At 65.1% G+C, this 26998-nt stretch carries 23 protein-coding genes; 6 read left to right on the top strand and 17 right to left on the bottom strand.

The genetic code is table 11. The features are described from left to right. Window positions 1-31 precede the first annotated feature (31 nt). Genes AC0Z35_RS15650 through AC0Z35_RS15660 form a run of 3 tightly spaced genes read right to left on the bottom strand, consistent with a single transcriptional unit; the run spans window position 32 to window position 3810 of the window. A complete protein-coding gene (locus AC0Z35_RS15650; protein ID WP_219991891.1) occupies window positions 32-1918 on the bottom strand; it encodes a dipeptide ABC transporter ATP-binding protein in 1887 nt (628 codons plus the stop codon). Between the two features lie 39 nt (window positions 1919-1957). Beyond that, window positions 1958-2938, bottom strand: coding sequence for an isoaspartyl peptidase/L-asparaginase family protein (locus AC0Z35_RS15655; RefSeq protein WP_046802637.1), 981 nt, complete (start codon window positions 2936-2938; stop codon window positions 1958-1960). Beyond that, a complete protein-coding gene (locus AC0Z35_RS15660; protein ID WP_046802636.1) occupies window positions 2935-3810 on the bottom strand; it encodes a MurR/RpiR family transcriptional regulator in 876 nt (291 codons plus the stop codon). Before AC0Z35_RS15660 ends, AC0Z35_RS15655 begins: the two co-directional genes overlap by 4 nt. A 240-nt stretch (window positions 3811-4050) precedes the next feature. Here AC0Z35_RS15660 and AC0Z35_RS15665 point away from each other — a divergent pair, with 240 nt between their 5' ends. Then, window positions 4051-4509, top strand: coding sequence for a GNAT family N-acetyltransferase (locus tag AC0Z35_RS15665; RefSeq protein WP_046802635.1), 459 nt, complete (start codon window positions 4051-4053; stop codon window positions 4507-4509). 144 nt (window positions 4510-4653) lie between these two features. Here the strand turns inward: AC0Z35_RS15665 and AC0Z35_RS15670 are convergent, their stop codons facing one another. The 3 genes from AC0Z35_RS15670 to AC0Z35_RS15680 form a co-directional block, all read right to left on the bottom strand. Next, window positions 4654-5307, bottom strand: a complete 654-nt coding sequence (locus AC0Z35_RS15670) for a CoA transferase subunit B (protein ID WP_046802634.1) — start codon at window positions 5305-5307, stop codon at window positions 4654-4656. 12 nt (window positions 5308-5319) lie between these two features. Next, the gene (locus AC0Z35_RS15675) at window positions 5320-6018 is read right to left on the bottom strand and encodes a CoA transferase subunit A (RefSeq protein ID WP_046802633.1); all 699 of its coding nucleotides are present in this window, start codon (window positions 6016-6018) and stop codon (window positions 5320-5322) included. 246 nt (window positions 6019-6264) lie between these two features. Then, window positions 6265-6720, bottom strand: a complete 456-nt coding sequence (locus AC0Z35_RS15680) for an acyl-CoA thioesterase (protein ID WP_046802862.1) — start codon at window positions 6718-6720, stop codon at window positions 6265-6267. A 113-nt stretch (window positions 6721-6833) separates the two neighbouring features. Here AC0Z35_RS15680 and AC0Z35_RS15685 point away from each other — a divergent pair, with 113 nt between their 5' ends. The 3 genes from AC0Z35_RS15685 (at window position 6834) to AC0Z35_RS15695 (ending at window position 9940) form a co-directional block, all read left to right on the top strand. Further along, complete coding sequence (locus AC0Z35_RS15685; protein ID WP_046802632.1) at window positions 6834-8480, top strand: electron transfer flavoprotein-ubiquinone oxidoreductase; 1647 nt, start codon at window positions 6834-6836, stop codon at window positions 8478-8480. 66 nt (window positions 8481-8546) lie between these two features. After that, complete coding sequence (locus tag AC0Z35_RS15690) at window positions 8547-9410, top strand: NAD-dependent epimerase/dehydratase family protein (RefSeq protein WP_485132337.1); 864 nt, start codon at window positions 8547-8549, stop codon at window positions 9408-9410. A 185-nt stretch (window positions 9411-9595) separates the two neighbouring features. Beyond that, window positions 9596-9940, top strand: coding sequence for an antibiotic biosynthesis monooxygenase family protein (locus AC0Z35_RS15695; protein ID WP_120154316.1), 345 nt, complete (start codon window positions 9596-9598; stop codon window positions 9938-9940). A gap of 4 nt (window positions 9941-9944) precedes the next feature. Here the strand turns inward: AC0Z35_RS15695 and AC0Z35_RS15700 are convergent, their stop codons facing one another. The 5 genes from AC0Z35_RS15700 to AC0Z35_RS15720 are packed head-to-tail and all read right to left on the bottom strand — an operon-like array spanning window position 9945 to window position 16265. Continuing rightward, complete coding sequence (locus AC0Z35_RS15700; RefSeq protein WP_485132336.1) at window positions 9945-11762, bottom strand: dipeptide ABC transporter ATP-binding protein; 1818 nt, start codon at window positions 11760-11762, stop codon at window positions 9945-9947. Next, window positions 11759-12595: an ABC transporter permease gene (locus AC0Z35_RS15705; RefSeq protein ID WP_104143054.1), complete on the bottom strand. Its 837-nt coding sequence runs from the start codon at window positions 12593-12595 to the stop codon at window positions 11759-11761. The genes AC0Z35_RS15700 and AC0Z35_RS15705 overlap by 4 nt, the downstream gene beginning before the upstream one ends. Before the next feature lie 7 nt (window positions 12596-12602). Then, window positions 12603-13547: an ABC transporter permease gene (locus AC0Z35_RS15710; protein ID WP_046802627.1), complete on the bottom strand. Its 945-nt coding sequence runs from the start codon at window positions 13545-13547 to the stop codon at window positions 12603-12605. A gap of 6 nt (window positions 13548-13553) precedes the next feature. Further along, on the bottom strand, window positions 13554-15143 hold the full coding sequence (locus AC0Z35_RS15715) for an ABC transporter substrate-binding protein (protein WP_485132335.1): 1590 nt from the start codon (window positions 15141-15143) through the stop codon (window positions 13554-13556). 21 nt (window positions 15144-15164) lie between these two features. Continuing rightward, entirely contained in the window at window positions 15165-16265 is a 1101-nt protein-coding gene (locus AC0Z35_RS15720; protein WP_319304169.1) for a C45 family peptidase, read from the bottom strand. Window positions 16266-16457: 192 nt separating this feature from the next. On the opposite strand from AC0Z35_RS15720, the gene AC0Z35_RS15725 reads away from it, so the two are divergent. Together AC0Z35_RS15725 and aptA are read left to right on the top strand one after the other, a co-directional pair. Then, complete coding sequence (locus AC0Z35_RS15725; protein WP_046802625.1) at window positions 16458-17342, top strand: GntR family transcriptional regulator; 885 nt, start codon at window positions 16458-16460, stop codon at window positions 17340-17342. Between the two features lie 161 nt (window positions 17343-17503). Continuing rightward, window positions 17504-18829, top strand: coding sequence for an omega-aminotransferase AptA (aptA, locus tag AC0Z35_RS15730; protein ID WP_485132334.1), 1326 nt, complete (start codon window positions 17504-17506; stop codon window positions 18827-18829). 36 nt (window positions 18830-18865) lie between these two features. Here aptA and ltaE read toward each other — a convergent pair whose 3' ends face one another. From ltaE to AC0Z35_RS15760, 6 genes are all read right to left on the bottom strand, one after another. Continuing rightward, the gene (ltaE, locus tag AC0Z35_RS15735; RefSeq protein ID WP_314361171.1) at window positions 18866-19876 is read right to left on the bottom strand and encodes a low-specificity L-threonine aldolase; all 1011 of its coding nucleotides are present in this window, start codon (window positions 19874-19876) and stop codon (window positions 18866-18868) included. A gap of 57 nt (window positions 19877-19933) precedes the next feature. After that, window positions 19934-20821: a DMT family transporter gene (locus AC0Z35_RS15740; protein ID WP_143215205.1), complete on the bottom strand. Its 888-nt coding sequence runs from the start codon at window positions 20819-20821 to the stop codon at window positions 19934-19936. Window positions 20822-20947: 126 nt separating this feature from the next. After that, the gene (gene acs, locus AC0Z35_RS15745; RefSeq protein ID WP_104143045.1) at window positions 20948-22927 is read right to left on the bottom strand and encodes an acetate--CoA ligase; all 1980 of its coding nucleotides are present in this window, start codon (window positions 22925-22927) and stop codon (window positions 20948-20950) included. A gap of 333 nt (window positions 22928-23260) precedes the next feature. Continuing rightward, a complete protein-coding gene (locus AC0Z35_RS15750; RefSeq protein WP_485132333.1) occupies window positions 23261-24604 on the bottom strand; it encodes an MFS transporter in 1344 nt (447 codons plus the stop codon). Next, on the bottom strand, window positions 24601-25008 hold the full coding sequence (locus AC0Z35_RS15755) for a heme-binding protein (protein WP_006218075.1): 408 nt from the start codon (window positions 25006-25008) through the stop codon (window positions 24601-24603). Before AC0Z35_RS15755 ends, AC0Z35_RS15750 begins: the two co-directional genes overlap by 4 nt. Next, window positions 25005-26933 (bottom strand): propionate--CoA ligase, encoded by a 1929-nt coding sequence (locus tag AC0Z35_RS15760; protein WP_485132497.1) that lies wholly within the window; start codon window positions 26931-26933, stop codon window positions 25005-25007. The genes AC0Z35_RS15755 and AC0Z35_RS15760 overlap by 4 nt, the downstream gene beginning before the upstream one ends. Window positions 26934-26998: the final 65 nt, after the last annotated feature.

The raw sequence follows: 26998 nt of genomic DNA on the forward strand, positions 1-26998 counted from the left end.
TGGTGGAAGAAAAATAGGTACGACAACGGAATCAATACGCGCCGCCGACCGGATGGCGGGCAACGAAGTGATCGGTTCCAACCTGCACCAGCGGCTGCACCACCGGCTCGTCGCCGAGCTTGCGGATCGGGCTGGGGATTTCATCGGACAACAAGGTGCGCTTCAGGTGGCGACGCGCCGGATCGGCGATCGGCACGGCCGACATCAGCTTCTTGGTGTACGGGTGCTGCGGATTTTCAAAGATGGCGCGGCGCGGGCCGATCTCAACGATCTGGCCCAGGTACATCACCGCCACGCGGTGGCTGACGCGTTCCACCACGGCCATATCGTGCGAGATGAACAGGAACGAAATGCCCATGTCGCGTTGCAGGTCGATCAGCAGGTTCACGATCTGGGCTTGAATCGACACGTCCAGCGCCGACACCGACTCGTCCGCGATCACGACCTTGGGGTTCAGCGCCAGCGCGCGCGCGATGCAGATGCGCTGGCGTTGGCCGCCCGAGAATTCATGCGGATAGCGCTGCGCCATTTCAGGCGGCAGGCCCACGCGTTCCAGCAATTCCGACACGCGGCGTTCGGCTTCCTTGCCCTTGGCCACGCCGTGCACCAGCAGCGGCTCCATGATCGAGAAGCCGACGGTGACGCGCGGATCCAGCGAGGCGAACGGGTCCTGGAACACGAACTGGATGTCGCGGCGCAGGGACTGCAATTCGTTGTTCTTCAGGCTGACGATGTCGCGCCCGCCGAACTTGATCTCGCCCGCCTGGCTATCGACCAGGCGCAGCAGCGACCGGCCGGTGGTGGACTTGCCGCAGCCGGACTCGCCCACCAACGACAGCGTTTCGCCGGGGTACAGGTCGAAGCTGACCTGTTCGACCGCATGCACGCGGCGCTGCACGCGGCTGAGAATGCCGCCGCGCAGGTCAAAGCGGGTCACCAGGTTGCGCACCGACAGAATCGGTTCGCGCTTGGCGGCCGGCACTTCCTGCGTGCTGGTGATGCCAGGCTCGGCCACGGGCTGGGCCTGGCCTTCCACTTGCAGCAGCGGGAAGCGCGCGGGCAGATCGGTGCCTTCCATGGCGCCCAGCTTGGGCACGGCCGACAGCAGCGCCTTGGTGTAGGTGTGCTGCGGCGCCGAGAACACTTGCTCAGACGGGCCTTCTTCAACCTTGTCGCCGCGGTACATGACCAACACGCGGTCGGCCACTTCAGCCACCACGCCCATGTCGTGGGTGATGAACACCACGCCCATGTGCATTTCTTCCTGAAGCTGACGGATCAGTTGCAGGATCTGCGCCTGGATGGTGACATCCAGCGCCGTGGTCGGTTCGTCGGCGATCAGCAGCGCGGGCTTGCAGGCCAGCGCCATGGCGATCATCACGCGTTGGCGCATGCCGCCCGACAGTTGATGCGGGTAGCGGTCCAGCACGGACCTGGCTTCCGGGATGCGCACCTGTTCCAGCATGCGCAGCGCTTCGGCGCGCGCGGCGGCGGCGTCCTTGCCCTGGTGCTGGCGGATCGATTCGGCGATCTGGTCACCGGCGGTGAACACCGGGTTCAGCGACGTCATCGGCTCCTGGAAAATCATGGCCATGTCGGCGCCGCGCACATTACGCATGACGCGCTGGCTGGAATTGGCCAGGTCGATCACGGCACCGTTGCGGCGGCGCAGCGCCATGTGGCCCTGGGCGATGCGCCCACCGCCATGTTCCACCAGACGCATGAGCGCCAGGGACGTCACCGATTTGCCCGAACCCGATTCGCCCACGATGGCCAGGGTTTCACCCCGGTCCACATGGAACGACAGGTTGCGCACGGCTTCGACCGTGCGCTCGGAACCCACGAAGCGCACCGTCAGGTCGTCGACCTGGACCACGCGGTTTTCCGGCAGCGCCAGGCTGTTTGCGCGATCAACCATCTTTATTAATCCCCAAAATCAAAACAGAACCCGTCACGCTTATCGGTAGATAGCGGTGACCGGCTTTTCGCCAACGCGGGCGTAACCGCGATACATGCCTTCCGTGTTGAACGGCAAGGCCACATTGCCCTGGGCGTCAACGGCCACCAGGCCGCCCTTGCCGCCGATGGTGGGCAGTTTTTCCATCACGACGCGGTCGGCCGCCTCTTGCAGCGACGCGCCGCTGTATTCCATCTGTGCCGCCACGTCGTAAGCGGCGACCATGCGGATGAACATCTCGCCGGTGCCCGTGGTGGATACCGCGCAGGTCTTGTTGCTGGCGTAGGTGCCGGCGCCGATCAGGGGCGCATCGCCCACGCGGCCGACCTGCTTGTTGGTGATGCCGCCGGTCGAGGTGGCCGCGGCCACGTTGCCTTGCGCGTCGACTGCCACCGCGCCCACCGTGCCGAACTTCTTGTCGGCGTCCAGCGGGTCGGCGGGTGCGGGCTGGCCGCGCGCGACCATGGCCTGGCCGTCGTGGTCGAGCACGGCGGCGTCAGGCGTTTCGCGCTGCACGCGCAGCAGTTGTTCGCGGCGGGCGTCGGTAGAGAAATAGGACGGGTCCACGATCTCCAGGCCTTCGGCCTTGGCGAAGGCTTCAGCGCCCTCGCCCACGAACAGCACGTGCTTGCTGTTTTCCATGACTTTGCGCGCGGCAAAAATGGGGTTGCGCACGCAATTGACGTTGGCAATCGCGCCCGAACGCAGCGTGGCGCCGTCCATGATGGCGGCATCCAGTTCGTGCGTGGCGGCGCTGGTGAACACGGCGCCGTGGCCCGCGTTGAACAGCGGGCAATCTTCCAGCAGGCGAACGGCTTCGGTAACGGCGTCCAGGGCGCTGCCGCCACGGGCCAGCACGGCCTGGCCGGCCGTCAGGATGGACTCCAGGGCGGCCAGGTATTCCTGTTCTTTCTCGGGCGACATGGCCGCGCGGGACATCGCGCCGGCGCCACCGTGAATGGCAATCACGGGTTGAATCATCGTTTACCTACTCCATGGATAAGCCACGGCATCACGGACTGGGTCACCCCAGCGGCTGCCGCAACGGAATTCTTGGCCCGATAGGCCACGGCCGCGGACAGGGCTTCGATGAGGCCCAGCGCGGCGGTTTCGGAATTGGGAATCAGCTGGCGCGCGGAAAACGCGTACAGCACAACGGAGGCCGTCGGCGCCAACGGCGATGTGGGCTTGTCGGTCAGCACCAGCACCGGCACGCCGGCCTGCTTGGCGGCGGCGGCCAGCGTGACCGTGTCGGCCAGATAGCGAGGGAAACCGATCGCGATCACCAGGTCGTTGGACGTCATGCGCGACATCTGCCGAGCCGCGTGCGACACGCCGCCGGGGCCTGCCAGCGATTCAACGGAATGCAGGTGCATGCACAGGCCGCGCTGCAACAGGCCGGCCAGGAAACCGCTGGCGCCGAAACCGATGATGAACACGCGTTCGGCCGCCAGGATCGCCTGCACCGCCTGCTCACAGGCCGCGGAATCCAGCGACTGCAAGTTGCGTTGGGCGTTGCGGATGTCTTCTTCCAGCGTGGCGGCAAAGATTTGCACGGCACTGGCGGAATGGGCCAATTCGGTGCGCAGCTTTTCCACGGGTTCCAGCGCGGCTTCGAAGCCACGCGCCAGTTCGGCACGAAACTGGGGGTAGCCGGGCAGATCCAGCGCGCGCGCAAAGCGATTCGCCGTGGCCACGGATACGCCCACTGCCGCCGCGAATTCGTCGATGGTCATGGTGGCGACGCGAAACTGGTGCGCCAACACGTATTCGGCCATCTTGTGCTGCGTCCGGCTCAGCGCGGGCTGGGCCCGGGCGATCCGATCAGCGATCGTAAGTACGGCCTTGTTCATCGTTTGCGGGGGTTCGGCTTATCTGGCGATTGTGTAAATCTGTTTACACGCAAATTTTAAATAAGAAAATTCCTTTTCATACTCAGGGTATACCCGTGAATTTATGTAACAACGGTGGATAGGTCGGGATGGGCGGCGAAGCGGAAGCCGGATAGACACCGAAAAAAAACGGGGCCGCTTTGAGGTACGCTATCGGCGCTCTGTTTTTCCCTTATCGACCCGCTGACTTGGACTGCCGCAATGCCCGACTGGATCTGCAAACCCCACCAGGAACTCACCGTGCCGGAGATCTACGCGATTCTTCGGCTGCGCACGGAAGTGTTCGTCGTTGAGCAAAACTGCGTTTTCCAGGACATCGACGGCAAGGACCTGATGGGCCAGACGTCGCACCTGATGGCATGGCAGGACGGGCAGCTGGCCGCGTATTGCCGCATCCTGGACCCGTCGCTGAAAGACGGGCAGATTGAAGTCGGCCGGGTGATCACCGCACCCTGGACGCGCGGCCAGGGCCTGGGCCACGAGCTGATCCGCCACGCCATGGCCGAAGTGCGCCAACGCTGGCCGGGCCGCGCCATGTATCTGGGCGCGCAGGCGCGGCTGCGCAACTACTACGGCGGGCACGGCTTTGTGCAGGTCACCGAGGAATACATTGAAGACGGCATCCCGCATGTGGGGATGCGCCTGGACGCGGCGGCGTAGCGCCTCGCGCCACGCCCCCCTACCGCGGAAATGAAAACGCCCCTTTGCGGGGCGTTTTCATTGGTGCATCCAGGGTCGCCTACGAGGGTCGCCTACGAGGGTCGCCTACAAGGGTCGCCTACAAGGGTCGCCTACAAGGGCCGTTTACTTGACCGAAGACACGTCCAGCTTGGCCAGCGTCTTGGACTGGATTTCGTCCACCGTGACGCCCGGCGCCGTTTCCAGCAGCTTCAGGCCGTTTTCGGTGACTTCCATCACGCCCAGGTCGGTAATGATCAGGTCGACCACGCCCACGCCCGTCAACGGCAGATTGCATTCGGGCAGCAGCTTGATGTCTTCCGTGCCGTCTTTCTTCTTGGCCACGTGCTCCATCAGGACCACGACGCGGCCTACGCCGGCCACCAGGTCCATCGCGCCGCCCATGCCCTTGACCATCTTGCCGGGAATCATCCAGTTGGCCAGGTCGCCCTTTTCGGACACCTGCATCGCGCCCAGGATGGCCAGGTTGATCTTGCCGCCGCGGATCATCGCGAACGAATCGGCCGACGAAAAGATCGACGAGCCCGGCAACGTCGTTACCGTCTGCTTGCCGGCGTTGATCAGGTCGGCATCGACTTCATCATCGGTGGGGAACGGGCCAATGCCCAACAGGCCGTTTTCGGATTGCAGCCACACCTCCACGCCCTTGGGCACGTGGTTGGCAACCAGGGTCGGCAAGCCGATACCCAGGTTCACATAAAAACCGTCTTGCAGCTCGCGCGCGGCGCGCGCCGCCATTTCATCGCGGGACCATGCCATGTCGTCTTCTCCTTAGGCCGGGCGAGTGGTGCGTTGTTCGATGCGCTTTTCCGGCGTCGTGTTCAGCACGATCCGTTGCACATAGATGCCGGGCAGGTGGATCTGATCGGGATCCAGGCTGCCGGTGTCAACGATCTGTTCAACCTCGACCACCGTGAACTTGCCGGCCATCGCGACGTTCGGGTTGAAGTTGCGGGCCGTCTTGCGGAACACCAGGTTGCCGCTGCGGTCGGCGATGTGCGCCTTGACCAGCGACACGTCCGGCACCAGCGAACGCTCCATCACGTATTGCTGGCCGTCGAATTCGCGGATTTCCTTGCCGTCGGCCACGATGGTGCCCACGCCCGTGCGGGTGAAGAAGGCGGGAATGCCCGCGCCGCCTGCGCGCAGCTTTTCAGCCAACGTGCCCTGCGGGGTGAATTCAAGTTCGAGCTCGCCGGACAGGTACTGGCGTTCGAATTCCTTGTTCTCGCCCACGTAGGACGCAATCATCTTGCGCACCTGACGCGTGTTCAGCAACTGGCCCAGGCCAAAGCCGTCGACGCCCGCATTGTTGCTGATGCAAGTCAGGTCCTTCACGCCCGAATCGCGCAGCGCGGCGATCAGGGCTTCGGGAATACCGCAAAGGCCGAAACCGCCCACGGCGATCATCTGACCGTCCTTGACGATGCCTGCCAGCGCCTCCTGGGCGCTTGCAAAAACCTTGTCCATCGCTCCAACTCCTAGTTAAGGTCTAACCGAAGAGAGCCCGCCCCGCCGCTTGCGCGGTGTGTCCCATGGGATCAAAGAAAGCCGGGTGAGCCCTGTTTTTCCTGGAGCGCGGCTGCCGGCGTCGGCCCCAGATGGCATCAAGACACTGTCCGATGTCTCTGGGTTGCGGCGCCGAGGGTGGCGCGCCCCTTTATTTTTCGTGATTTTGCGCTTGATTTTAACGGCATGACGGGCGTTTTAGCGCCGTTATTCTGACGCCGCCGCCTGGAATTGCGTCGCCATTTGGGCCAGCACTTCGGGCGGCCACGGTGCGGACGTATTGGCCACGTAATCCATCCAGACTAGCACGTTGCGACCGCGCGCATAGGGGCCGGCGTCGTCGCCGACCTTCTCAAGCAGCAGCTCGAATTCGGCGCTTGAGCGGCCAATGCGCGTGACTTTGTGCGTGACCCGGACCGTAGCCGGGTAGGTCAGCGGACGCAGGAAATCGCACGAGGCGTGGGCCAGGATCGCGCCATTATCGGCGGGCAACGCAAAGCCCGCGTCGTACAGGATCTGCATGCGAGCCTCTTCCATGAGGCGGAAATACAGCGTGTTGTTCAGATGATTCAAGGCGTCAGAGTCGCCCCAACGCAAAGGCAATTCGGTCTGATGGGTATCGCCCACCGCCAGAATCCGCGCAGACAGATTGTCCGGGTTCACCAATTACTCCTGAAGACTAAAAGAAATACGAAGGCATACACGGCCTCCGCCTGCAATACAATCGCCGATATTACTTCCAGCCAAATATGGAATACATACGGGGAGCTTTGCAAATGTCTGAACGCGAGTCGATGGAATATGACGTGGTCGTGGTTGGCGGTGGACCCGCCGGCCTGGCCACCGCAATCCGTCTAAAGCAGCTGGCCGCTGAAAAGAATCAGGAAATCGGCGTATGCGTGCTTGAGAAGGGCGCGGAGCTGGGTGCGCACATCCTGTCCGGCGCCGTCATGGACCCGTTGGCGCTGACCGAGCTGATTCCCGACTGGAAAGAAAAAGGCGCGCCGCTGAACGTGCCGGTCACGCAGGACAAGTTCATGTTCCTGTCCCAGACCGGCGCGCGCACCACGCCGAACTGGCTGCTGCCGCCCTGTTTCCACAACGAAGGCAACTACATCGTCCGTCTGGGCGACGTCGTCAAGTGGATGGGCGAGCAAGCCGAAGCGCTGGGCGTGGACATCTTCCCGGGCTTTGCCGCGGTTGAAGTGCTGTACGACGAAAACGGCGCCGTCCGTGGCGTGGCCACCGGCGACATGGGCGTGGCCCGCGACGGCTCGCACACCGACCACTACCAGCCCGGCATGGAACTGCATGCCCGCTACACCGTGTTCGGCGAAGGCTCGCGCGGCCAGCTGGGCCGCCAGCTGATCGAACGCTTCAAGCTGGACGACGGGCGCAACCCGCAGTCCTACGGCATCGGCATCAAGGAAATGTGGGAAGTGGACCCGGCGCAATCCAAGCCCGGCCTGGTTATCCACACCGCCGGCTGGCCGCTGGATTCCGACACCTACGGCGGTTCGTTCCTGTACCACCTGGACAACAACCTGGTGGCCGTCGGCATGATTGTCGGCCTGGACTACGCCAACCCCTGGCTGTCGCCGTTCGAAGAATTCCAACGCTACAAGACGCACCCCGCCATACGCGGCACGTTCGAAGGCGGCAAGCGCATCGCATACGGCGCGCGCGCCATCACGGCGGGCGGCTTGATGTCGCTGCCCAAGCTGACCTTCCCGGGTGGCGTGCTGGTGGGTTGCGAAGCCGGTTTCCTGAACGCCTCGCGCATCAAGGGCAGCCACGCCGCCATCAAGTCGGGCAAGATGGCCGCCGAAGCCGCGTTCGACGCCTTGCTGGCCGACCGCCGCCAAGACGAACTGGCCGCGTATCCGCAGGCCTTCGAAGCGTCCTGGCTGCACACCGAATTGAACAAGGCACGCAACTTCAAGCAGTGGTTCAAGAAGGGCCGCACGGTGGCCACCGTGATGACCGGGGTCGAGCAGTTGCTGCTCAAGGGCAAGATGCCCTGGACCTTGCGCCACAACAAGCCCGACCATGCCTGTCTGCAACCGGCGTCGGAATGCGCGCGCATCGACTACCCCAAGCCCGACGGCAAGCTGACGTTCGACAAGCTCAGCTCGGTGTTCATTTCGAACACCAACCATGAAGAAAACGAGCCCGTCCACCTGACCTTGAAAGACCCGTCAGTGCCGGTGCAGGTGAACCTGGCCAAGTACGGCGGCCCGGAATCGCGCTACTGCCCGGCCGGCGTGTACGAGTTCATCAAGGACGATCACGGCGAGGACCGGTTGCAGATCAACGCGCAGAACTGCGTGCACTGCAAAACCTGCGACATCAAGGACCCCACGCAGAACATCGTCTGGGTGGCCCCGCAAGGCGGCGAAGGGCCGGTGTATAGCGGTATGTAATCCTGGCCGGGCACATCCCCAGCAACAAGGCACCTCTTGGGTGCCTTTTTTTTCAGGTGGCACATCATGACTGAACGCGTATTGCTCATTGGCTGCGGTGACCTTGGCCAGCGCGTGGCCCGGCGTTTCCTGGCGCGCGGCGACCACGTGCACGCGCTGCGCCGCCAACCGCCCGACGACGACAGCGGCATCCAATGGCTGCAAGGCGACATTACCCGCGCGGATTCCCTGCCCGCGTTGCCATCAGGCGTGACACGGCTGATTCACCTGCCCGCCCCCGGTGGGCGCGACCCGGCCTTGTATCGCGGCGTCTTCATCGACGGCTTGCAGAACGTGCTGAACCTGTTGGACACGTCGCGGCTCAAGCGCGTGGTGTTCGTGTCATCCAGCGCCGTGTATGGCGAACACCATGGCGACTGGGTCACCGAAGACACGCCGCCCGCGCCGCAAGGCTTCAACGGCAAGATTCTGCTTGAAGCAGAAGCCGCGCTAGCCGCGCGCGGCCTGTCGTCTACCGCGCTGCGGCTGGCCGGGCTGTACGGGCCTGGCCGGCTGCAATTGATCGAGCGCCTGCGCAGCGGCGCGGCGGGCGCGCCGACGCGGCCCGAACATTGGGCCAACCGGATCCATATCGACGACGCGGCCGCCGCCGTGCTGCATCTGGCGCTGTTGCCCAAGGTTGAACCGGTTTATATCGGGTGCGACGACACCCCGCTGCCACTGCACACGCTTTACGCCGATCTCGCTGCCATGATAGGCGCGCCCGCGCCACGTATCGCCCCTGCCCCCGCCAATGTGGGCAGCAAGAAGCTCAGCAACGCGCGGCTGCGCGCCAGCGGCTTCACGATGCAATGGCCGGACTCACGCCAGGGCTACGCGGCGGTGCTGCGCGTAGCGGGCGCCCGCGTACCGGACACGCCGCAGGCATAGTTCGGCCGGCATCGAATCGTTGCATGCCCGGGCGGCGGATACTGGCAGCCGGATTTCCTATCGGGCGCGCTGCTCCATTTGCTGCACGCAGGCGTCGACGCGGCCGCCCTGGCATCCCGTTTCCGGTATCGGCCGCTGCCCAACGCACGCGTGCCGCAGTTTGCATTTTCAAAGGAACCCGCACCATGATCGCCGTGATATTCGAAGTCGAACCCGCCAATGGCAACCCCGATCCCTATCTGCACATTGCCGCCGGTTTGATCGACGAGCTCAAGGCCATCGACGGCTTCATCTCGGTGGAACGCTTTCAAAGCCTGAGCACGCCGGGCAAGCTGCTGTCCCTGTCGTTCTGGCGCGATGAAGACGCCGTCAAGCGCTGGCGCTCGCTGGAGTCGCATCGCCGCGCCCAGGAAGCGGGACGCGGCGGCGTGTTCCAGAACTATCGGCTGCGCGTCGCGCAGGTGCTGCGCGACTACGGCATGAACGCGCGCGACGAAGCGCCCGCCGACAGCCGCAGCCGGCACGGCTGACGCGTCAGGCGGCTACCGTTTCGGCCAACGCCACGCCGGCTGCCAGCGCAACGCGATGCGTGGCGCCGGATGCGGCCACCGGCGTCATGGCAGGCGCGGCCTCGTCCGCGCTGCGGGACGGATCAAAGTAGTCCGCATCGGCGCGGCGCGTGCCGGCGGGCAACTCGCGCACTTGCACACGGAATCCGTCTGCCGCATTGCCGCGCAATTCGGGCACGGCCTGCAACAGCCGGCGCGTGTACGGATGCGTCGGATGGTCGAACACCTCGTCGCGCGATCCCTCTTCGACGATATGCCCGCGCAGCATGACGACCACGCGGTCGGCGATCTGCTCGACCACGCCCAGGTCATGGGAAATCAACAGACACGCAAAGCCATAGGAACGCTGCAAGGACATCAGCGTTTCCAGAACCTGCTTCTGCACGGTCACGTCCAGCGCCGACACGGGTTCGTCCGCGATGATCACTTCCGGCCGCATCACCAGCGCCCGCGCAATGGCGACGCGCTGGCGTTGCCCGCCCGACAGTTCATGCGCATAGCGCTCGGCATAGCCGTCGCCCAAGCCCACATCGCGCAACGCCTGGTCCACGCGCTGTTGCCGGGCATCCGGCGTGATGCCCGCTTCCAGCCGCAGCCCCTCGCCCACCAGTGCGCCGATGGTCATGCGCGGATCGAGCGACGAGTACGGGTCCTGGAAGACCATCTGAATGCGGCGGCGCGCCGTGCGCCAGATGCCGCCCTCGCCGCCCGGCGGCAATGCTTGCCCATCCAGCGCAATGCGCCCCTGCGCCTGCGGCACCAGGCCCAGAATCGACATCATGACGGTCGTCTTGCCGCTGCCGGATTCGCCCACGATGGCCAGCGTTTCACCGGGCGCCACGTGAAAGCTCGCCTGATGCACCGCGCGCACGAATCGCTTGCGGCGCCAGCCACCGCGTACGGCGTAGTCGATGGCCAGTTGATCCACCTGCAAGATCGGCGCACCCGTCACAGGCGCGCGCGCCGGGCCGCGCTTGGGCAGCGCGTCCAGCAAGCTCAGGGTGTACGGGTCCGCCGGACGCGACAGCACTTGCGATACTTCCCCCGTTTCCACCGCGCGCCCCCGGCACATCACCAGCACGCGCTGCGTGTACGCGGCCACCAGCGCCAGATTGTGGCTGATGAAGATCAGCGCCGTGCCTTGCTCGCGCGTCAGCTCGACCATCAGGTCCAGGACTTCTTTTTGCACGACGCAGTCCAGCGCGGTGGTGGGTTCATCGGCGATCAGCAGGCGCGGCTTGAGCAGCATGACGCCGGCCAGCAGGATGCGCTGCCGCATGCCGCCCGAGAACTCGTGGGGATACCGCTTCATGCAATCGCGCGCATCGCGCACCCGCACGCGTTCCAGCATCTGAACGGCCGCATCCCAGGCCGCGCTGCGCGTCATGCCCCGGCGCAGGACCAGGGCTTCTGTCAGCTGTTCGCCCACGCGGAACGCGGGGTTCAGGGACACCATGGGTTCCTGGAACACCATGCCGATACCGGTGCCGCGCGTGGCTTGCCAGTCGCGCGCACTTTGCGGCAGCACGTCGCGGCCGTCGAACAATGCCTGCCCGTTAGTCATGCGCGCGGCATCCGGCAACAGGCCCAACAGCGCCTTGCCGATCAGCGTCTTGCCGCTGCCGGATTCGCCCACGATGGACAGCGATTCACCCGCCTTCAGGTCAAAGGACACGCGGTTTACCACCGGTGCGGCATCGCGCTTGCCGGGAAAGCGGATTTCCAGATCGCGCACCGACAACAAGGGCGCAGTGTCGGCCAGGGAATGGTCAGGTGCGTTCATGCGGTCACCCCGCGCATGCGCGGATCCAGGCGGTCGCGCACGGCGTCGCCCAGCAGGTTGATGCCCAGCAGGCTTAGCGAAATCATCGCACCCGGAAACAGCGCCAGCCAGATCGCCTGGTCCATGGCGTTGCGGCTTTCGGACAGCATGCCGCCCCACGTCGCCAACGGTGGCGGCACGCCGAGCCCCAGAAAGGACAAGGCGCTTTCCGCCAGCAGCGCCGACCCGAAGATGGACGTTGCGAAGATCAGCAGCGGCGCCACGCAGTTGGGCAGCACGTGGCGGAACACCGTCCACAGGCCGCTATGCCCGGTGGCGCGCGAGGCGATGACGAAGTCACGCTGCCGCAGCGACAGCGCCGCGCCGCGCGCAATGCGCGAGACGGATGGCGAATACGCCAGGCCCAGCGCCAGCACCACGCCCCACTTGGACGGGCCCAACACCGTCATGATGCCCAGCGCCAGCAGCAAGCCGGGAAACGCCATCATGGAATCGACCAGCACGCTGATGCCACGATCCACCCAACCGCCCGCATAGCCCGCCGCCACGCCGATGGTCGTGCCCAGCACCAAGGCCAGCAGCACCGAGAACACGCTGACCGCCACGCTGACGCCCGCGCCCGCCATCAGGCGCGACAAGACGTCGCGACCAAACTCGTCGGTGCCCAACCAATATTCGGACGACGGCGGCGAAAAGCGCGCCAGCAGATCGCCTTCCAGCGGGTCGTGCGGCGTGTACACCAGCCCCACCAGCGCCAGCAGCACCACGCCCGCCACCAGCGCGCCGCCCACCACGGCATTGGTATGTTTGAAACCCGGTTTGAAACCCGTCATGACGTTCCTATTGAAGCTTCACGCGCGGATCGAACAGCGGATACAGCAGATCCACCACCAGATTGACCGCCACGTACAACAACGCAATAAACAGCAGGCAGCCCTGCACCACCGGGTAGTCCCGCGCATAGATGCTTTCCACCAGCAGCCGGCCGATGCCGGGCAAGGTGAAGACGGTTTCGATCACCGCCGCGCCCGACAACAGATGGCCCAGCATCAGGCCGATGACGGTGAGCGTGGGGCCGAAGGAATTGGGCAACACGTGCCGCAGCATCACGCGCTTTTCGGGCAGCCCCTTGGCGCGCGCGTGCGCCACGTATTCCAGCCGCAACGTTTCGATGGTGCTGGCGCGCATCATCCGCGTGATCGCGGCAATCTCGGTCAACACGATGGCGCATACCGGCAGCACCAAGTACTTCAACGCGCCCAGGCCGCTTTGCGCCATCGACTCAAAGCCATACACGGGCAGCCAGTTCAGCTTCACGCCAAACAGCCAGATCAGCAGAATGCCGACCCAGAAGCTGGGCATGGACACGAACAATATCGAGGTGGAAACGATGGCCGTATCCGCGCGCCGGTTTTGCCGCCACGCCGCAATCATGCCGGCGGGAATGGCCACCAGGCAGGCCAGCAACGTTGCCGTCAACACCACCTGCGCCGTCACCGCGAAATGCGTCAGGACCAGGTGCATGACGGGCTCGCGGCGCGCGATGGACATGCCCAGATCGCCATGCAGCGCATTGCCGACCCAGATCAGGAACTGCTCGCCCACGGGGCGGTCCAGGCCCAGGGCGTGGCGCATTTCGGCCAGCAGCGCGGGGTTGTCGATGTCGCCCAGCATCAGCGACGCGGGGTCGCCGGGTATGGCGCGGATCATGCCGAAGACCAGCACTGTCACCACGATGATCGTGGGCACCGCCGCCGCGATGCGCTTGGTTAGATAGCCCAGCACGGCGCCTCAGTTCTTGGTGACGTTGAAGAAACGCGGCTTGCGCAGCGGCCAGCCGGTAAAGCCGTGAAGCTGGCTGGATACGACGACGTAGCCGGGCTTGTTGTAGTACATCAGCAGCGGCGTATCGCGCAGCATCAGCGCGTGCAGCTTGTCGAACGCCTGCTTGCGCGTGGCCGTGTCGGACTCGGCGTCGATGCCTTCAAGCAGGGCCGCGGCCTCGGGGCTTTCCCATTGCGCCATGGGCGTCCTGGACTTGTCGCCGATCACGTCGCGATACATCAGCGCGGGCTCGGTGCGCGCCGAATACGCAAAGGCCATCAGCTGGAACTTGCCTTCGCGAAAGTTCGTGACCTGCGTGCCCCATTCCAGCATGTCCAGCTCGGTCTTGATGCCGGCCTTGTTCAGCAACTGCTGGGTGACCACTGCCACGCGGTACAGGTAGGGATAGCGCTTGTTGGCCTGCAACTTCAGCGTTTCGCCTCGGTAATTGGCGGCCTGCAACAGGCGCTTGACCTCGTTCAGGTTCTTTTCGTAGCCCGCCTTGTCGGCCTCGGAGTAGTACACGCTTGCCGTGGGCACCAGCGACGGGTTGTACGCCGCCTGACCGTTGTTCAGCGCGCGGGCGATGGCGGGAAAATCCAGCGCCAGCGCGATGGCGCGGCGCATGTTGACGTCGGACAGTAGCGGCGCGCGCGTCTGCATCAAGAGGTTGACGGTATCCAGCCCTTGCTCGGTGACGATGGACCACCGCGGGTCTTTCGCCGGCAGGTTGTCTTCGTCGGCGTTGTAGGCGTCAACCTGGCCGGCCATCAGCGCGGCCTTTTGCGCGGCGGCGTCCGGAATCACCACAAAGCGCACATTGGCCGATGCCACTTTCTTGCCTGCCATGCCGCTGGCCGTCTCGCTACGCGGCACATAGCCGGCATACGGCGTCAGCAGCACGTATTGTTCTTTCTTCCATTCGGCCAGTACGTACGGGCCGGTGCCGACGGGCTTGATCCACTTGCCGTCGGCGTCGACGCTTTTCGGGCTGAGCACCGGCATCGGGCATTGCACGCTGGCCATCTGGTCCAGGAACAGGGCATAGGGCGCATCCAGCGTGAAGACCACGGTGGCGGGGTCGGGCGTTTGCACGTCCACCACCTTGGCGCCCTTGCTACCGTCGTAAAGGTTCTTGCAGGCGTATTCGGATTGCGCGCCGGTCAGGTAGCCGTACGTCCATTTGACGTCGCTTGACGTCATCGGCGAGCCATCGTGGAAGGTCACGCCCTGGCGCAGCTTGAAGGTATAGCTGCGCTTGTCGTCGGACAGCGTCCAGCTGTCGGCCAGCATGGGGCCCACGCTCATGTCCGCGCGCAGCGCGACCAGCGATTCGACCACGTGAGCCAGCACGTTGTCGGTGGACGTGTTGCGCGAGCGGCCGCCGGGCACGGACGTGGGCGTGCCCGAGCCTTCGGCGTAGCGGATCTCGGGCAGCGGGGACGACGCGGGGGTTTGGGTTTGGGTTTGGCTCAGCCCCGGCAGGCCCGTCAAGGCGCCGGCCAGGGCAGCGGATAACATTAGCGCGCGCTTGCCGCGCAAGACTTTCGACGTCATGAAATGGTCTCCTGGCGCGGCTTAGAACAGCCGGTATTCAGCAAAATTGCGGCCTTCATAGGGCTTGCGCGCAATCCACATCACGCCGCTTTCCGGCTCCATCAGCGTGGTGGCCACGGTGGCCGAAATGCTGTCGAAGCTGGCCGGCTTGGGCGAACGCAGCACGCCGTCGGGCGCGGCGAATTCATCGGCCAGGATGCGCTTGACGGCATCCCAACCGACCTTGCCGCCCTGGCGCGCAAGCAGGTCCTCAACGCGTCGCTGGCGATAGATGGAATCGGGGTTGGCGGCCAGGCCCTTGTCGAACAGCTTGGCGCGCGCGGGCGGGCTGATCCAGTGGTTGGCATGCACCAGCAGGCCGTCCTGCGGCGTGATCCAGAAGATTTCATCCGGCGCGCATTCCAGGTCCACGGCCTCGCCCTGTGCCTGGGCCAGCATCAGGTTGTTGGAGCAGAAGCGGCGCGACGCCCACAGCACTTTCATGGCGTTGCAGATGTTGGTGGCTTCCAGCATCTTGCGGCGCACCAGCACCAGCGGCACCTGCGCGGGCCGTTGATAGTCTTGTTCGCATGACAGGAAGTTGCCGGACAGCGATACGCCCGCGCTGTTGAAACCGTGGCGCGCCAGGCTGCCCGCCTCGGTGAACATCAACAGGTCGGGCCCGTCTTCACGGCGCATGCGCACGACGATGCCGGTGTCGACGCATTCTTCGCGCCAGTCCCAGTTGTGGGCGTGCATCAACTTGCCTTCGGCGCTGGCTTCGGGCAATACGACCAGGCCGGTGCAGCCGTCGTCCAGCCCCTTGCGGGCCCGGCCCAGTTCGGCATGGCCGAACATCATTTCGGTGCGGCAGTTGATGACCACCACGTCTTCCAGCGACTGTCCGGCGCCATCGGCGATGCCGCGCAATTCTTCCAGGTAGGCAGCGTCGTAGTCGCCCACCACCGGCACCATGGCAGCGGCCAGTTCCTTCAGGCGGGCGGCGTCCACGCCACGGCGTTCCAGCTGGCCCCGATACAAGGCCACGCTGCGCGCCACGTGTTCCGGCACCGCCGAGCCATGCTGGCGGCCGCGTTCATAAGGACTGCCCTGGACGTCGACCAGGGGAAACGGGGTAGGCATCGTCACGCTAGCAAAACTCCGGATAGGGCCGAACGGCGGCCTGGGTGATACGGTCAGAATCGACGGCCAAATTTTGTACTAATATAGTAAAAAGTTCAATATTAGGGTTTGCCCGGGCCTGATTCAAAAGCGATGGCGCTCCGGTACCATTGCCCTACGATCCTTGCCTGCCCTTTTCCCCTCTGACGCGCCATGCCCCCCGCCGCTCCTGCCCGCCCCACTCCGCTGCAAGTCGACCTGGCGCGACACATCGCCGAAGACATCGTGGCGCGGCGGCACGAGCCCGGCGCACACCTGTCGGAAGAAACACTGGCGGCCGCCTACGAGGTGTCGCGCACGCCAGTACGCGGCGCGCTGCGCCTGCTGGCCGCTCAAGGCTTGATCACGCATCGGCCCAACAGCGGCTATACCGTGTCCGACCATGCTGCGGCGTCAGCGCCCCCGGCCATTGAAGGGGCCGGCCCCACGCAGGAAGAGCTGACGCGCCAGTTGATCGATGACCGCGCGTCGCGCCAACTGCCCGAGACCTTTACCGAACGTGATCTGTTGCAGCGCTATGACGCGCCGCGCAGTGTGCTGGCCAAGACCTTGCTGCAACTGTCGGCGGATGGCCTGATCGAGAAGCGCAAGGGGCATGGCTGGCAATTTGCCCCGTCGCTGGAAAGCGCCGAAGCGCTGAACGAAAGCTATCGTTTCCGCATGACGGTGGAATGCGCCGGGCTCCTGGAGCCCACATTCCGCGTGGACAAACCGGCGCTGGCACGCATGCGGGCCGCGCATGAAGCCTTGATCCAGCGCGACGACGCCGACATTTCGGCTACTGAATTTTTTGGCCTGAATGCGTCATTCCACGAGCTGCTGGCGCGGTTCTCGGGCAACCGCTACATCCTGCAAGCGGTGCAGCAGCAAAACCATCTGCGCCGGCTGGAAGAGCACGCTGCGTTCTATCGCGACGCGCGTTTCGTCAATTCCAGCAACGAACACCTGCAAATCATCGACGCGCTGGAATCCGGCGACCAGGAATGGGCGTCGCAATTGATGCGCCGCCACCTGAAAGCGTCGCTCCAAGCCTCCTGACCCGCTTATCCCTCCGCCTGCGCCCGCTTCGGCCAGGGTGGGCTCGCGCGCGACTGCATGATGTGCCACGGATGGGCCTGCGCGACGACCCGTATTGTATTTGTAGCTGTATTAATACAAAATAGACGAACCTGAACTCTCCTTGAAGCAGGATCGTCCCCATGTCCTCGTCCCCCTCCGCCCTTTCTCAAACCGACGCCTATTGGATGCCGTTTACCGCCAACCGGCGGGTCAAGCGCAACCCGGTACTGTTTGCCGCCGCCGAAGGCATGCACTACATCCGGCCGGACGGCCGCCGCGTCCTGGACGGCATCGCCGGCTTGTGGTGCGTGAACGCGGGCCATCGCCGCCCGGAAATCGTGGAGGCCATCGCGCGAACCGCGCATGAACTGGATTACGCACCGTCGTTCCAGATGAGCCATCCCCTGGCCTTTGAACTGGCGGACGCGCTGTGCGCCGAGGCGCCCGATGGCTTTTCCAATGTGTTTTTTTCCAATTCGGGATCGGAAGCGGTGGACACCGCGCTGAAGATTGCGCTGGGCTATCACCGGGCGCGCGGCCAAGGCCAGCGCGTGCGGCTGATCGGGCGCGAACGCTCGTATCACGGCGTGGGGTTCGGCGGCCTGTCCGTGTCGGGCATCGGCGGGCATCGCAAACCCTTTGGCAATCTGCTGCCCTATGTGGACCACCTGCCCCACACCTATGACCGCCAGCAGATGGCGTACACGCGCGGTCAGCCGGATTGGGGCGCGCACCTGGCCGACACGCTGGAGCGCATTGTGGCGCTGCACGACGCCTCGACCATCGCGGCCGTCATCGTTGAACCGGTGGCCGGTTCCACCGGCGTGATCGTGCCGCCGCGCGGCTATCTGCAACGGCTGCGCGAGATCTGCGATGCGCACGGCATCCTGCTGATCTTCGATGAGGTGATCTGCGCATTCGGACGCATCGACGGCGCGTTCGCGTCGCCCTATTTCGGCGTCAAGCCCGACATCATCACCAGCGCCAAGGGCCTGACCAACGGGGCGATTCCCATGGGCGCAACGCTGGTGCAGCAACACGTGTACGACGCCTTCATGCAAGGGCCGGAAAGCGCCATCGAGCTCGCGCACGGATACACGTATTCGGGCCACCCCGTGGCCTGCGCGGCGGGCTTGGCAACGCTGGACATCTGCCGTCGCGAGGGCTTGTTCCAACGCAGCCAGGAACTGGCGCGTTACTGGGAAGACGCCGCGCACAGCCTGAAGGGGCTGCCGCATGTGGTGGACATCCGCAACATCGGCCTGCTGGCCGCCATTGAACTGGCGCCGCTGGAGGGTCAGCCGGGGCAGCGCGCCTATGCCGTGCACAACGCCTGCCTGGAACGCGGCTGCCTGACCCGGTCGGCGGGCGACACGATGCTGCTGTCGCCCCCGCTCATCATCGAACGCAACCAGATCGACGAGCTGTTCTCGGTGCTGGCGGACGTACTGCGCGCCGGCGCCTGACGCTGCCCGCCGCCCTCTGGGCCGCTATCAGCCGCTTCAGGCCAGGTGGCGCGCCACCGCCTGCACCACGCGCTGGACGTCGTCGGCCGACACGTCCAGGTGCGTGACCAGGCGCGTCGGCCCACCGTACACCGCGCGCATCAGGATGCCTTCCTTGCCCAGCGCTTCGGTCAGCGCATCGCAACGGGACGGCTGGAATTCCACGAACAGCATGTTGGTGTCCTGGCTCAACACCTTGACGCCGGCAATGCCGCGCAGGCCTTCGGCCAAGGCGCGGGCATTCTCGTGGTCTTCTGCCAGGCGCGTCACATGATGATCCAGCGCATACAGGCAGGCCGCGGCCAGCACGCCGGACTGGCGCAAGCCGCCGCCCAGCATCTTGCGCCAGCGGTGTGCGCGACCGATCAGTTCCGCGCTGCCGACCAGCACCGAGCCCACGGGCGCGCCCAGGCCTTTTGAAAAACAAATGGAAACCGAGTCGAAGGGCTGGCACATGTCGGCCAGCGGCTTGCCACTGGCCACCGCTGCGTTGAACACACGCGCCCCGTCCAGGTGCGTGGCCAAGCCTTCTTTGCGCGCCCAGTCGGTGGCGGCCTGGATGTAGCCGGCGGGAATCAGCTTGCCGTGAAACGTGTTTTCCAGCGCCAGCAAACGCGTGCGCGCAAAGTGCGGATCGCCCTGGGGCTTGACGGCGGCCGCCAGCTTTTCCAGCGGCAAGGAACCATCTTCGGCATGCTCGATGGGCTGAGGCTGGATGCTGCCCAACACGGCCGCGCCGCCGCCTTCGTACTTGTAGGTGTGCGCCAACTGGCCCACCAGGTATTCGTCGCCACGATCGCAATGCGCCATCAGCGCGGCCAGGTTGCTTTGCGTACCCGACGGAAAGAACAGGCCGGCCGCCTTGCCGGCGCGCTCGGCCACGGCAGCCTGCAACTGGATCACGGTGGGGTCGTCGCCCATCACGTCATCGCCCAACGGGGCGGAAACCATGGCCTGCAACATGGCGGGCGTCGGTCGTGTGACAGTGTCGCTACGCAGATCGATCATGGGGAATCCTTGAGAGGGAAAAAGGAGGTCGGGAAGGGAAATCGAAAAGCCCGCGGATCACGCGGCGCGGGCGGCGGGCGCCGCGCGGCTGACCACGAAGATGCCGGCCAGGATCAGGACCATGCCGCCCAGCTCGCCCAGCGACGGCCGTTCGGACAGGATGGCCCACGCCAGCAACATGGCCACAACAGGCACGCCCAGGCTGGACAGGCCGGCGATGGATGCGGGCACGCGGCGCACCACTTGCAACCACAGCAGCCAGCCGGCGGCCGTGGCAATCAAGACGATGTAGGTCATGCCCGCCCACAACTGCCAGCCCCACTGCGCGCTGATCTGCGGCACGAGATACGCCACGGGCACCATGACCAGCCCGCCAAACAACATCTGCCAGGCCGTGAACGTCATGACGTCAGGCGCGTGCCGTTCGAACATGCGCTTGGACAGCACCGTGCCCACGCCCCAGCACAGGCCGCTGCCCAGGCCCAACAGCACGGGCCGGATATCGCCCAGGCCATTCCAGGGCTCCACGAAACAGATCAGGCCGATCGCCGCCAGGCCGATGCCCACGCCATGCTTGGCCGATGGGCGTTCGCCCAGCAGCCACCACGCAAACAGCACCACCCAGAACGGCATGGTGTAGGCCATCAGCGATACCTTGCCCACGCCGCCCGACACCAGCGCCGTCTGCACGAAGCCCTGGAATCCGGCCGTCTGCGTCAAGCCGATCAGCAAGGTCAGCTTCCAGGGCGGCATGCCCAGTGGCCGGCGCGTGGCGATGGCCAGCGCGAACAGCACCAAGGCGCCCACGACGTATCGCAACGCCACGAAGTCGAACGGGCCGATGTAGGGCACGATCAGTTTCATCGCTATCCAACTGCCTGCCCAGACCACGATGGTGCTGAACATCAGGGCCAGCCCTGCGCGATCGAAACTGCTGCGGCTCACGTCCATGGCTCCGTCTTGTGAGGGGAATAAAAGAAAAGACGCCCGGACCGGCGCTTACCGGTGCGGGCGTCTGACATTATGCTCCTGTCGCTAGGACGTCGATCGGCCGCTGATGGCCGATCGTGCTTACAGCGGTTTGGCCAACTGTTCCAGAATGGCGGGGTTTTCAAGCGTGGAGACGTCCTGCGTGACTTCCTCGCCCTTGGCCACTACGCGCAGCAGGCGGCGCATGATCTTGCCCGAGCGGGTCTTGGGCAGGTTGTCGCCAAAGCGAATGTCCTTGGGCTTGGCGATCGGGCCGATTTCCTTGGCGACCCAGTCGCGCAGCTGCTTGGCGATGGCTTGCGCCTGTTCGCCTTCGGGGCGCGCCTGCTTGAGCACCACGAAGGCCACCACGGCTTCGCCCGTGGTGTCATCCGGGCGGCCCACCACGGCGGCTTCGGCCACCAGTTCGTGCGCCACCAGCGCCGATTCGACTTCCATCGTGCCCAGGCGGTGGCCCGACACGTTCAGCACGTCGTCGATGCGGCCCATGATCCAGAAATAGCCGTCCGCATCGCGCTGGGCGCCGTCGCCGGCCAGGTAGTACCCGCGCAGTTCGGACGGGAAGTAGCTTTTCTTGAAGCGCTCGGGGTCGCCCCAGATGTTGCGGATCATGGCGGGCCACGGGCGCTTGATGACCAGGAAACCGCCATTGCCCTTTTCGACATCGCCACCGGTTTCATCCACGATGGCGGCAGCGATACCGGGCAGCGGCAGCGTGCACGAACCGGGCTTGGTGGGCGTGGCGCCCGGCAGCGGCGTGATCATGTGGCCGCCGGTTTCCGTCTGCCACCACGTGTCCACGATGGGGCAGCGTTCGCGGCCGATGTGCTTGTGATACCACATCCACGCTTCGGGGTTGATGGGTTCACCGACCGTGCCGATGATGCGCAGGCTGTCCAGGTCGTAGTTTTTGGGATGCGCCTCCGGCGTGGCTTCGGCGGCCTTGATCAGCGAACGGATCGCGGTGGGCGCCGTGTAGAACGTGGTGACCTTGTGGCGCGCGATCATGTCCCAGAAGCGGCCGGCGTTGGGATAGGTGGGCACGCCTTCGAACACCACCTGCGTCAGCCCGGCGGCCAGCGGGCCGTAGGTAATGTAGGTGTGGCCGGTAACCCAGCCCACGTCGGCGGTGCACCAGTAGACGTCGTCTTTACGGGCGTCAAAGGTCCACTTCACCGTCAGCAGCGCCCACAGCAGGTAACCGGCCGACGAGTGCTGCACGCCCTTGGGCTTGCCAGTGGAACCGGACGTGTACAGGATGAACAGCGGGTGTTCGGCGTTGACCGGCACGGGCTCGCAGGTGTCGGGCTGGTTGGCCTCGACATCGTGCATCCAGAGGTCGCGCGCCTCGTTCCATTGGACTTTGCCGCCGGTGCGGCGATACACGATCACCTTGGACACGGCTTCGCAGCCGCCCATGGCAATGGCGTCTTCCACGGCCGGTTTCAGTGGAATGGTCTTGCCGCCGCGCACCTGTTCGTCGGCGGTGATGACCAGCGATGCGCCCACGTCCACGATGCGTTCCTGCAGGCTCTTGGCGGAAAAGCCGCCGAACACCACCGAGTGCGTCACGCCCAGGCGCGCGCAGGCTTGCATCGCCACCACGGCTTCAATCGACATGGGCATGTAGATGATGGCGCGGTCGCCTTTCTTGTAGCCCAGGCCGGTCAGCCCATTGGCAAAGCGGCACACGCGCGCCAGCAGTTCGCGGTAGGTGACCTTGTTGACCGTGCCGTCATCGCCTTCGAAGATGATGGCGGTCTTGTCGGCGTTGCCGTTGGTCAGGTGCACGTCCAGGCAGTTGGCCGATACGTTCAGTTCACCGTCGCCGAACCAGCGGTAGAACGGCGCGTCGGATTCGTCCAGCACTTGCGTGAACGGCTTGGTCCATTGCAGATTGTCCCGGGCCTGACCGGCCCAGAAACCGTCGAAGTCGTTTTCAACCTGGGCGCACAGCGCGTTGTAGGCGTCCATGCTGGGAATCGCCGCTCCGTTGGCCGCGCGCTCGGGCGGCGGGAACACGCGGGTTTCTACCAGGACGGACTCAATTGCTTTCGACATGATCTTGTCTCCAAACGGTGATTTTGTTGTTGATGCCGCTGTTTTCGCCTTGGCCGCCGCACCGCGGGCTTCACAAAGGAAGTGCGGCGCAGGGACAGTTTCTTTATCTACCCACCACCGTATCGCCACGCTCTTACGGGCACCTTACGCAAAATGCGGGCCAGAGCCCGCAATGCCGTATCCCGCAGTACCGCTGCAACCCGGCGGCATCGGCCATCAGGCCAACATGCCGGCAATCAACGCAAGGCATCGCGCATCACGCGCGATGCCTTGAAGGCAGTGCATAAGGATAGCAGCCCGGCGGCGCCCTGGCAGGCCGGCGGCCCGGCAAATTCAGGCGGCGGGGCTGCGCGCCAAGCCGCGTTTCATGTCCACGCGCGACAACAGGGCGAGGCCACCCACGAAGAACAGCCCAGTCACCAGGATGGCCAGACGATGATTGCCATCGGTGGCCCAGGTGACCACGCCGTAGGTCAGCGGCCCGATCACGGCGGCCATCTGCACGGCAAAGGTCCAAAGCGAATAGAACTCGGCCAGGCGACCAGCGGGGGCAAGCGCGCCCGTCATGGCGCGGCCCGCGCTTTGGGTGGTGCCCATGCACAACCCGGCCAGCGTGGCGGCCACCCAGAACACGGGCGCGGTCACGGCCGAATAAGCCACCAGCACCATCACGATCCAGCCGCCCAGGGTAATGGCCAGCGCCGGCTTGTGGCCGATGCGGTCTTGCACATAGCCGAACGAAAACGCGCCTACCGCCGCGCCGATGTTCACGGTGAACACCAGCAGCATGATTTGCGGCGTCGTGAAGCCCATGACTTCGGATGCATACACGGCGGCCAGCGTGATGACTACCGAAATGCCCGCCTGATAGCAGGCGATGCACATCAGCAGGCGACGGAATTCGGGAAAGTGCTGGCCCGTGTCGCGCCACGCGTAGGCCAGGCGGCGCAGCATGTGCAGCGCTTGCGGCTTGACGGCCTTGGGCCGTGCGCGCTCTTTCAGCAACAGGAAGGACGGCAGCGCCGCCAGCGCGAATACCGCACAGGTCACAACGATGACCCAGGGCACGAAATGTTCGGCGGTCATGCCGTCGGCTTCGGCCGAGGTCACAACCAGCAGCGACAGGCCCAGGGTAAGCATCCCGCCGCAATAGCCGAAGCTCCAGCCCCATCCCGACACGCGGCCCAGCGCGGCTGGCCGGGCCAGTTCGGGCAGGAATGCCGCCACCACGGATTCACCCACGCAGTAGCAATAGTTGGACACCACGATGGCCGCCAGCGCCAGCCATACATCGCCGGGGCCGGCTTGCGTCAAGACCAGCGTGGCGGCCACGCAGCCGATGGTGCTGGTATACAGCAGCCGACGCTTGCTGCCGCCGGCGTCGGCGCGCGCGCCCAGCGTGGGCATCGTCAACATGATGAGCAAATAGGACAGCGACAGCGCCGCGGTCCAGGCCAGCGTGGCCCACGGCGCCTTGCCGCCGACCACGCCAACAAAATAGGTGCTGAACACCGCCGTGAGAATGACGGTGGTGTAGCCGGAATTGGCGAAGTCGTACATGGCCCAGGCCCAGACCTCGCGCTTGGCCACGCCGGGATTCAAGGCGCTATCGCGCCCTGCTCCGGCGTCCGGCGTGGAACCGCCCGTGGGCGGTTCCGGCAATTGCGTCTGGCTCACAGGCCCAGCGCGGCAATGCCTGCTTGGGCGATCAGCACGTCTTCGGTCGACTTCACGCCCGACACGCCGACCGCGCCGACCACATGGCCATTGACGGTGACCGGCACGCCGCCTTCCAGCATGCCTTCGATCAACGGGGCCGACAGGAACGACACGCGGCCGTTGTTGATCATTTCTTCGTAGATGCGCGACTCGCGGCGGCCCAGCGCAGCGGTCTTGGCCTTGGCCGGCGCGATGTGCGCCGAGATCGGGGCCGCGTCGTCCAGGCGCAGCATGCCAAGCAGGTGGCCACCGTCATCGACCACCGAGATGGTCACGGCCCACTTGTTCTGCACGGCGTGTGCTTCGGCCGCGGCGAGGATCTTCTTGACGTCTTCGGCGCTCAGCACGGGTTTGGTATTCATTGCAGCGACTCCTTGATCTGTTCCAGGGCGGATGGGTCTTCAATGGTCGTCAGGTCTCCGGGCTCGCGTCCTTCGCACACGGCGACGATCGCGCGGCGCAACACCTTGCCGGACCGGGTCTTGGGCAATGCGCCCACGAATCGGATCCGGGCGGGCCTTGCGACGGCGCCCAGCTGATCTTCCACCAGGCGCATGATATCGCCTTCCAGCTGCTTTGCCCCGGCGGGCGTGCCGGCCATGTCGGGATTCTTCAAGACCGCGAACGCCATGGCCACCTGCCCCTTCAACGGATCGGCCACGCCCACCACCGCGCATTCGGCGATGGCGCTGTGGCTGTTGACGGATTCTTCGATCTCGCGCGTGCCCAAACGGTGCCCCGCCACGTTGATCACGTCGTCCGTGCGGCCCAGGATGAACCAATAGCCATCGGCGTCCACGCGCCCCCAATCAAAGGTGGAATACACCTGCCGCCCCGGAATCGACGTGAAATACGTCTGCACGAAACGCGCATCGTCGCCCCAGATGGTGGACATGGCGCCGGGCGGCAGTGGCGGCACGATGGCCACCACGCCCTTTTCGTCCGGTCCCAGGTCTTCGCCCGTGGCCTCGCTGACGATGCGCGCGTCAAAACCGTAGACGGGAAAAGATGGGCTGCCGAATCGGGTCGGCACGTTCTCCACGCCCGGCTGCGCGGAAAGAATCGGCCAGCCGGACTCGGTCTGCCAGTAGTTGTCGATGATGGGCTTGCCCAGGCCTTGCGATATCCAGGTGGCAGTGGGCTCGTCCAGCGGCTCACCGGCCAGGTACACCGCACGCAGGGTGGACAGGTCATGGCGCTGGAGCAGCGCGGGGTCCTGGCGCTTGAGCACCCGCACGGCGGTAGGCGCCGAGAACAGCGTGTTGACCCCAAAGCGTTCCACCAACTGCCACAGAATGGCGCCGTCGGGGCGCACCGGCGTGCCTTCGTACAGCAGCGTGGTCTGCCCGCCGATAAGGGGGCCGTACACAATATAGGAATGCCCGACCACCCAGCCGATGTCGCTGGTGCAGAAAAAGGTGTCGCCCGCGCGGCCGTTGAACAGATATTCCATGGACGAGGCCAGCGCCACGGCATAGCCGCCGGTGTCGCGCTGCACGCCCTTGGGCTTGCCGGTGGTGCCCGACGTATAGAGGATGTAGCTGGGTTCGGACGACTCCAGCCATTGCACCGGCACCCGGGCGCCGCGGTGGCGTTCGCGCAGCGTGGCGTAGTCATGGTCGCGCCCGGCCACGGGTTCGAAGGGCGACAAGCCCCGGTCAAACACCACGACCGAGGCAGGCGGGGATTTCGCCAGGCTCAGCGCCTTGTCCAGCAAGGGCTTGTAGGGCACCACCTTGCCGCCGCGCGAGCCGCCATCCGTGCAGACCACCACCTTGGGCGCCGCATCGTCGATGCGCTGCGCCAGGTTGACCGACGCAAAGCCCCCGAACACCACCGAATGCACCGCGCCGATCCGCGCGCAGGCCAGCATGGTGAACACCGCCTCGGGCACCATGGGCATGTACAGCAACACGCGGTCGCCGCGCGCAACACCCAGCTCCACGAGCATGGCGGCGGCCGCGTTGACCTCTTCGTAGACCTCCTGCCGGGTATAGACACGTTCTTGGTCGACCTCGGTGGACACCCAGATCAGCGCGGGCTTGTCGCCCTGCGTGGGCAGCCACCGGTCGACGGCGTTGTAGCAAAGATTGGTCGTGCCGCCCACGAACCACTTGGCGAATGGCGGGCGCGAAAAATCCAGTACAGACTCAAAGGGCGTATCCCAATGCACACGCCCGGCCTCCTCGCGCCAGAACGCATCGCGGTCATGCAATGATCTGTAATGGAAATCCCGGGTTTTTTGCATTTGTGTCTCCTGGTATTGTTCGTACGCCTTAAGGCTGATTGATTTCTTAGCGAATCATTCGGTCATTCTGGTAGGCAAACCTTGCACGAGGCTTGCCACAAGTC

The organism is Achromobacter sp. 1L-A-4-B-C2, assembly GCF_057291955.1.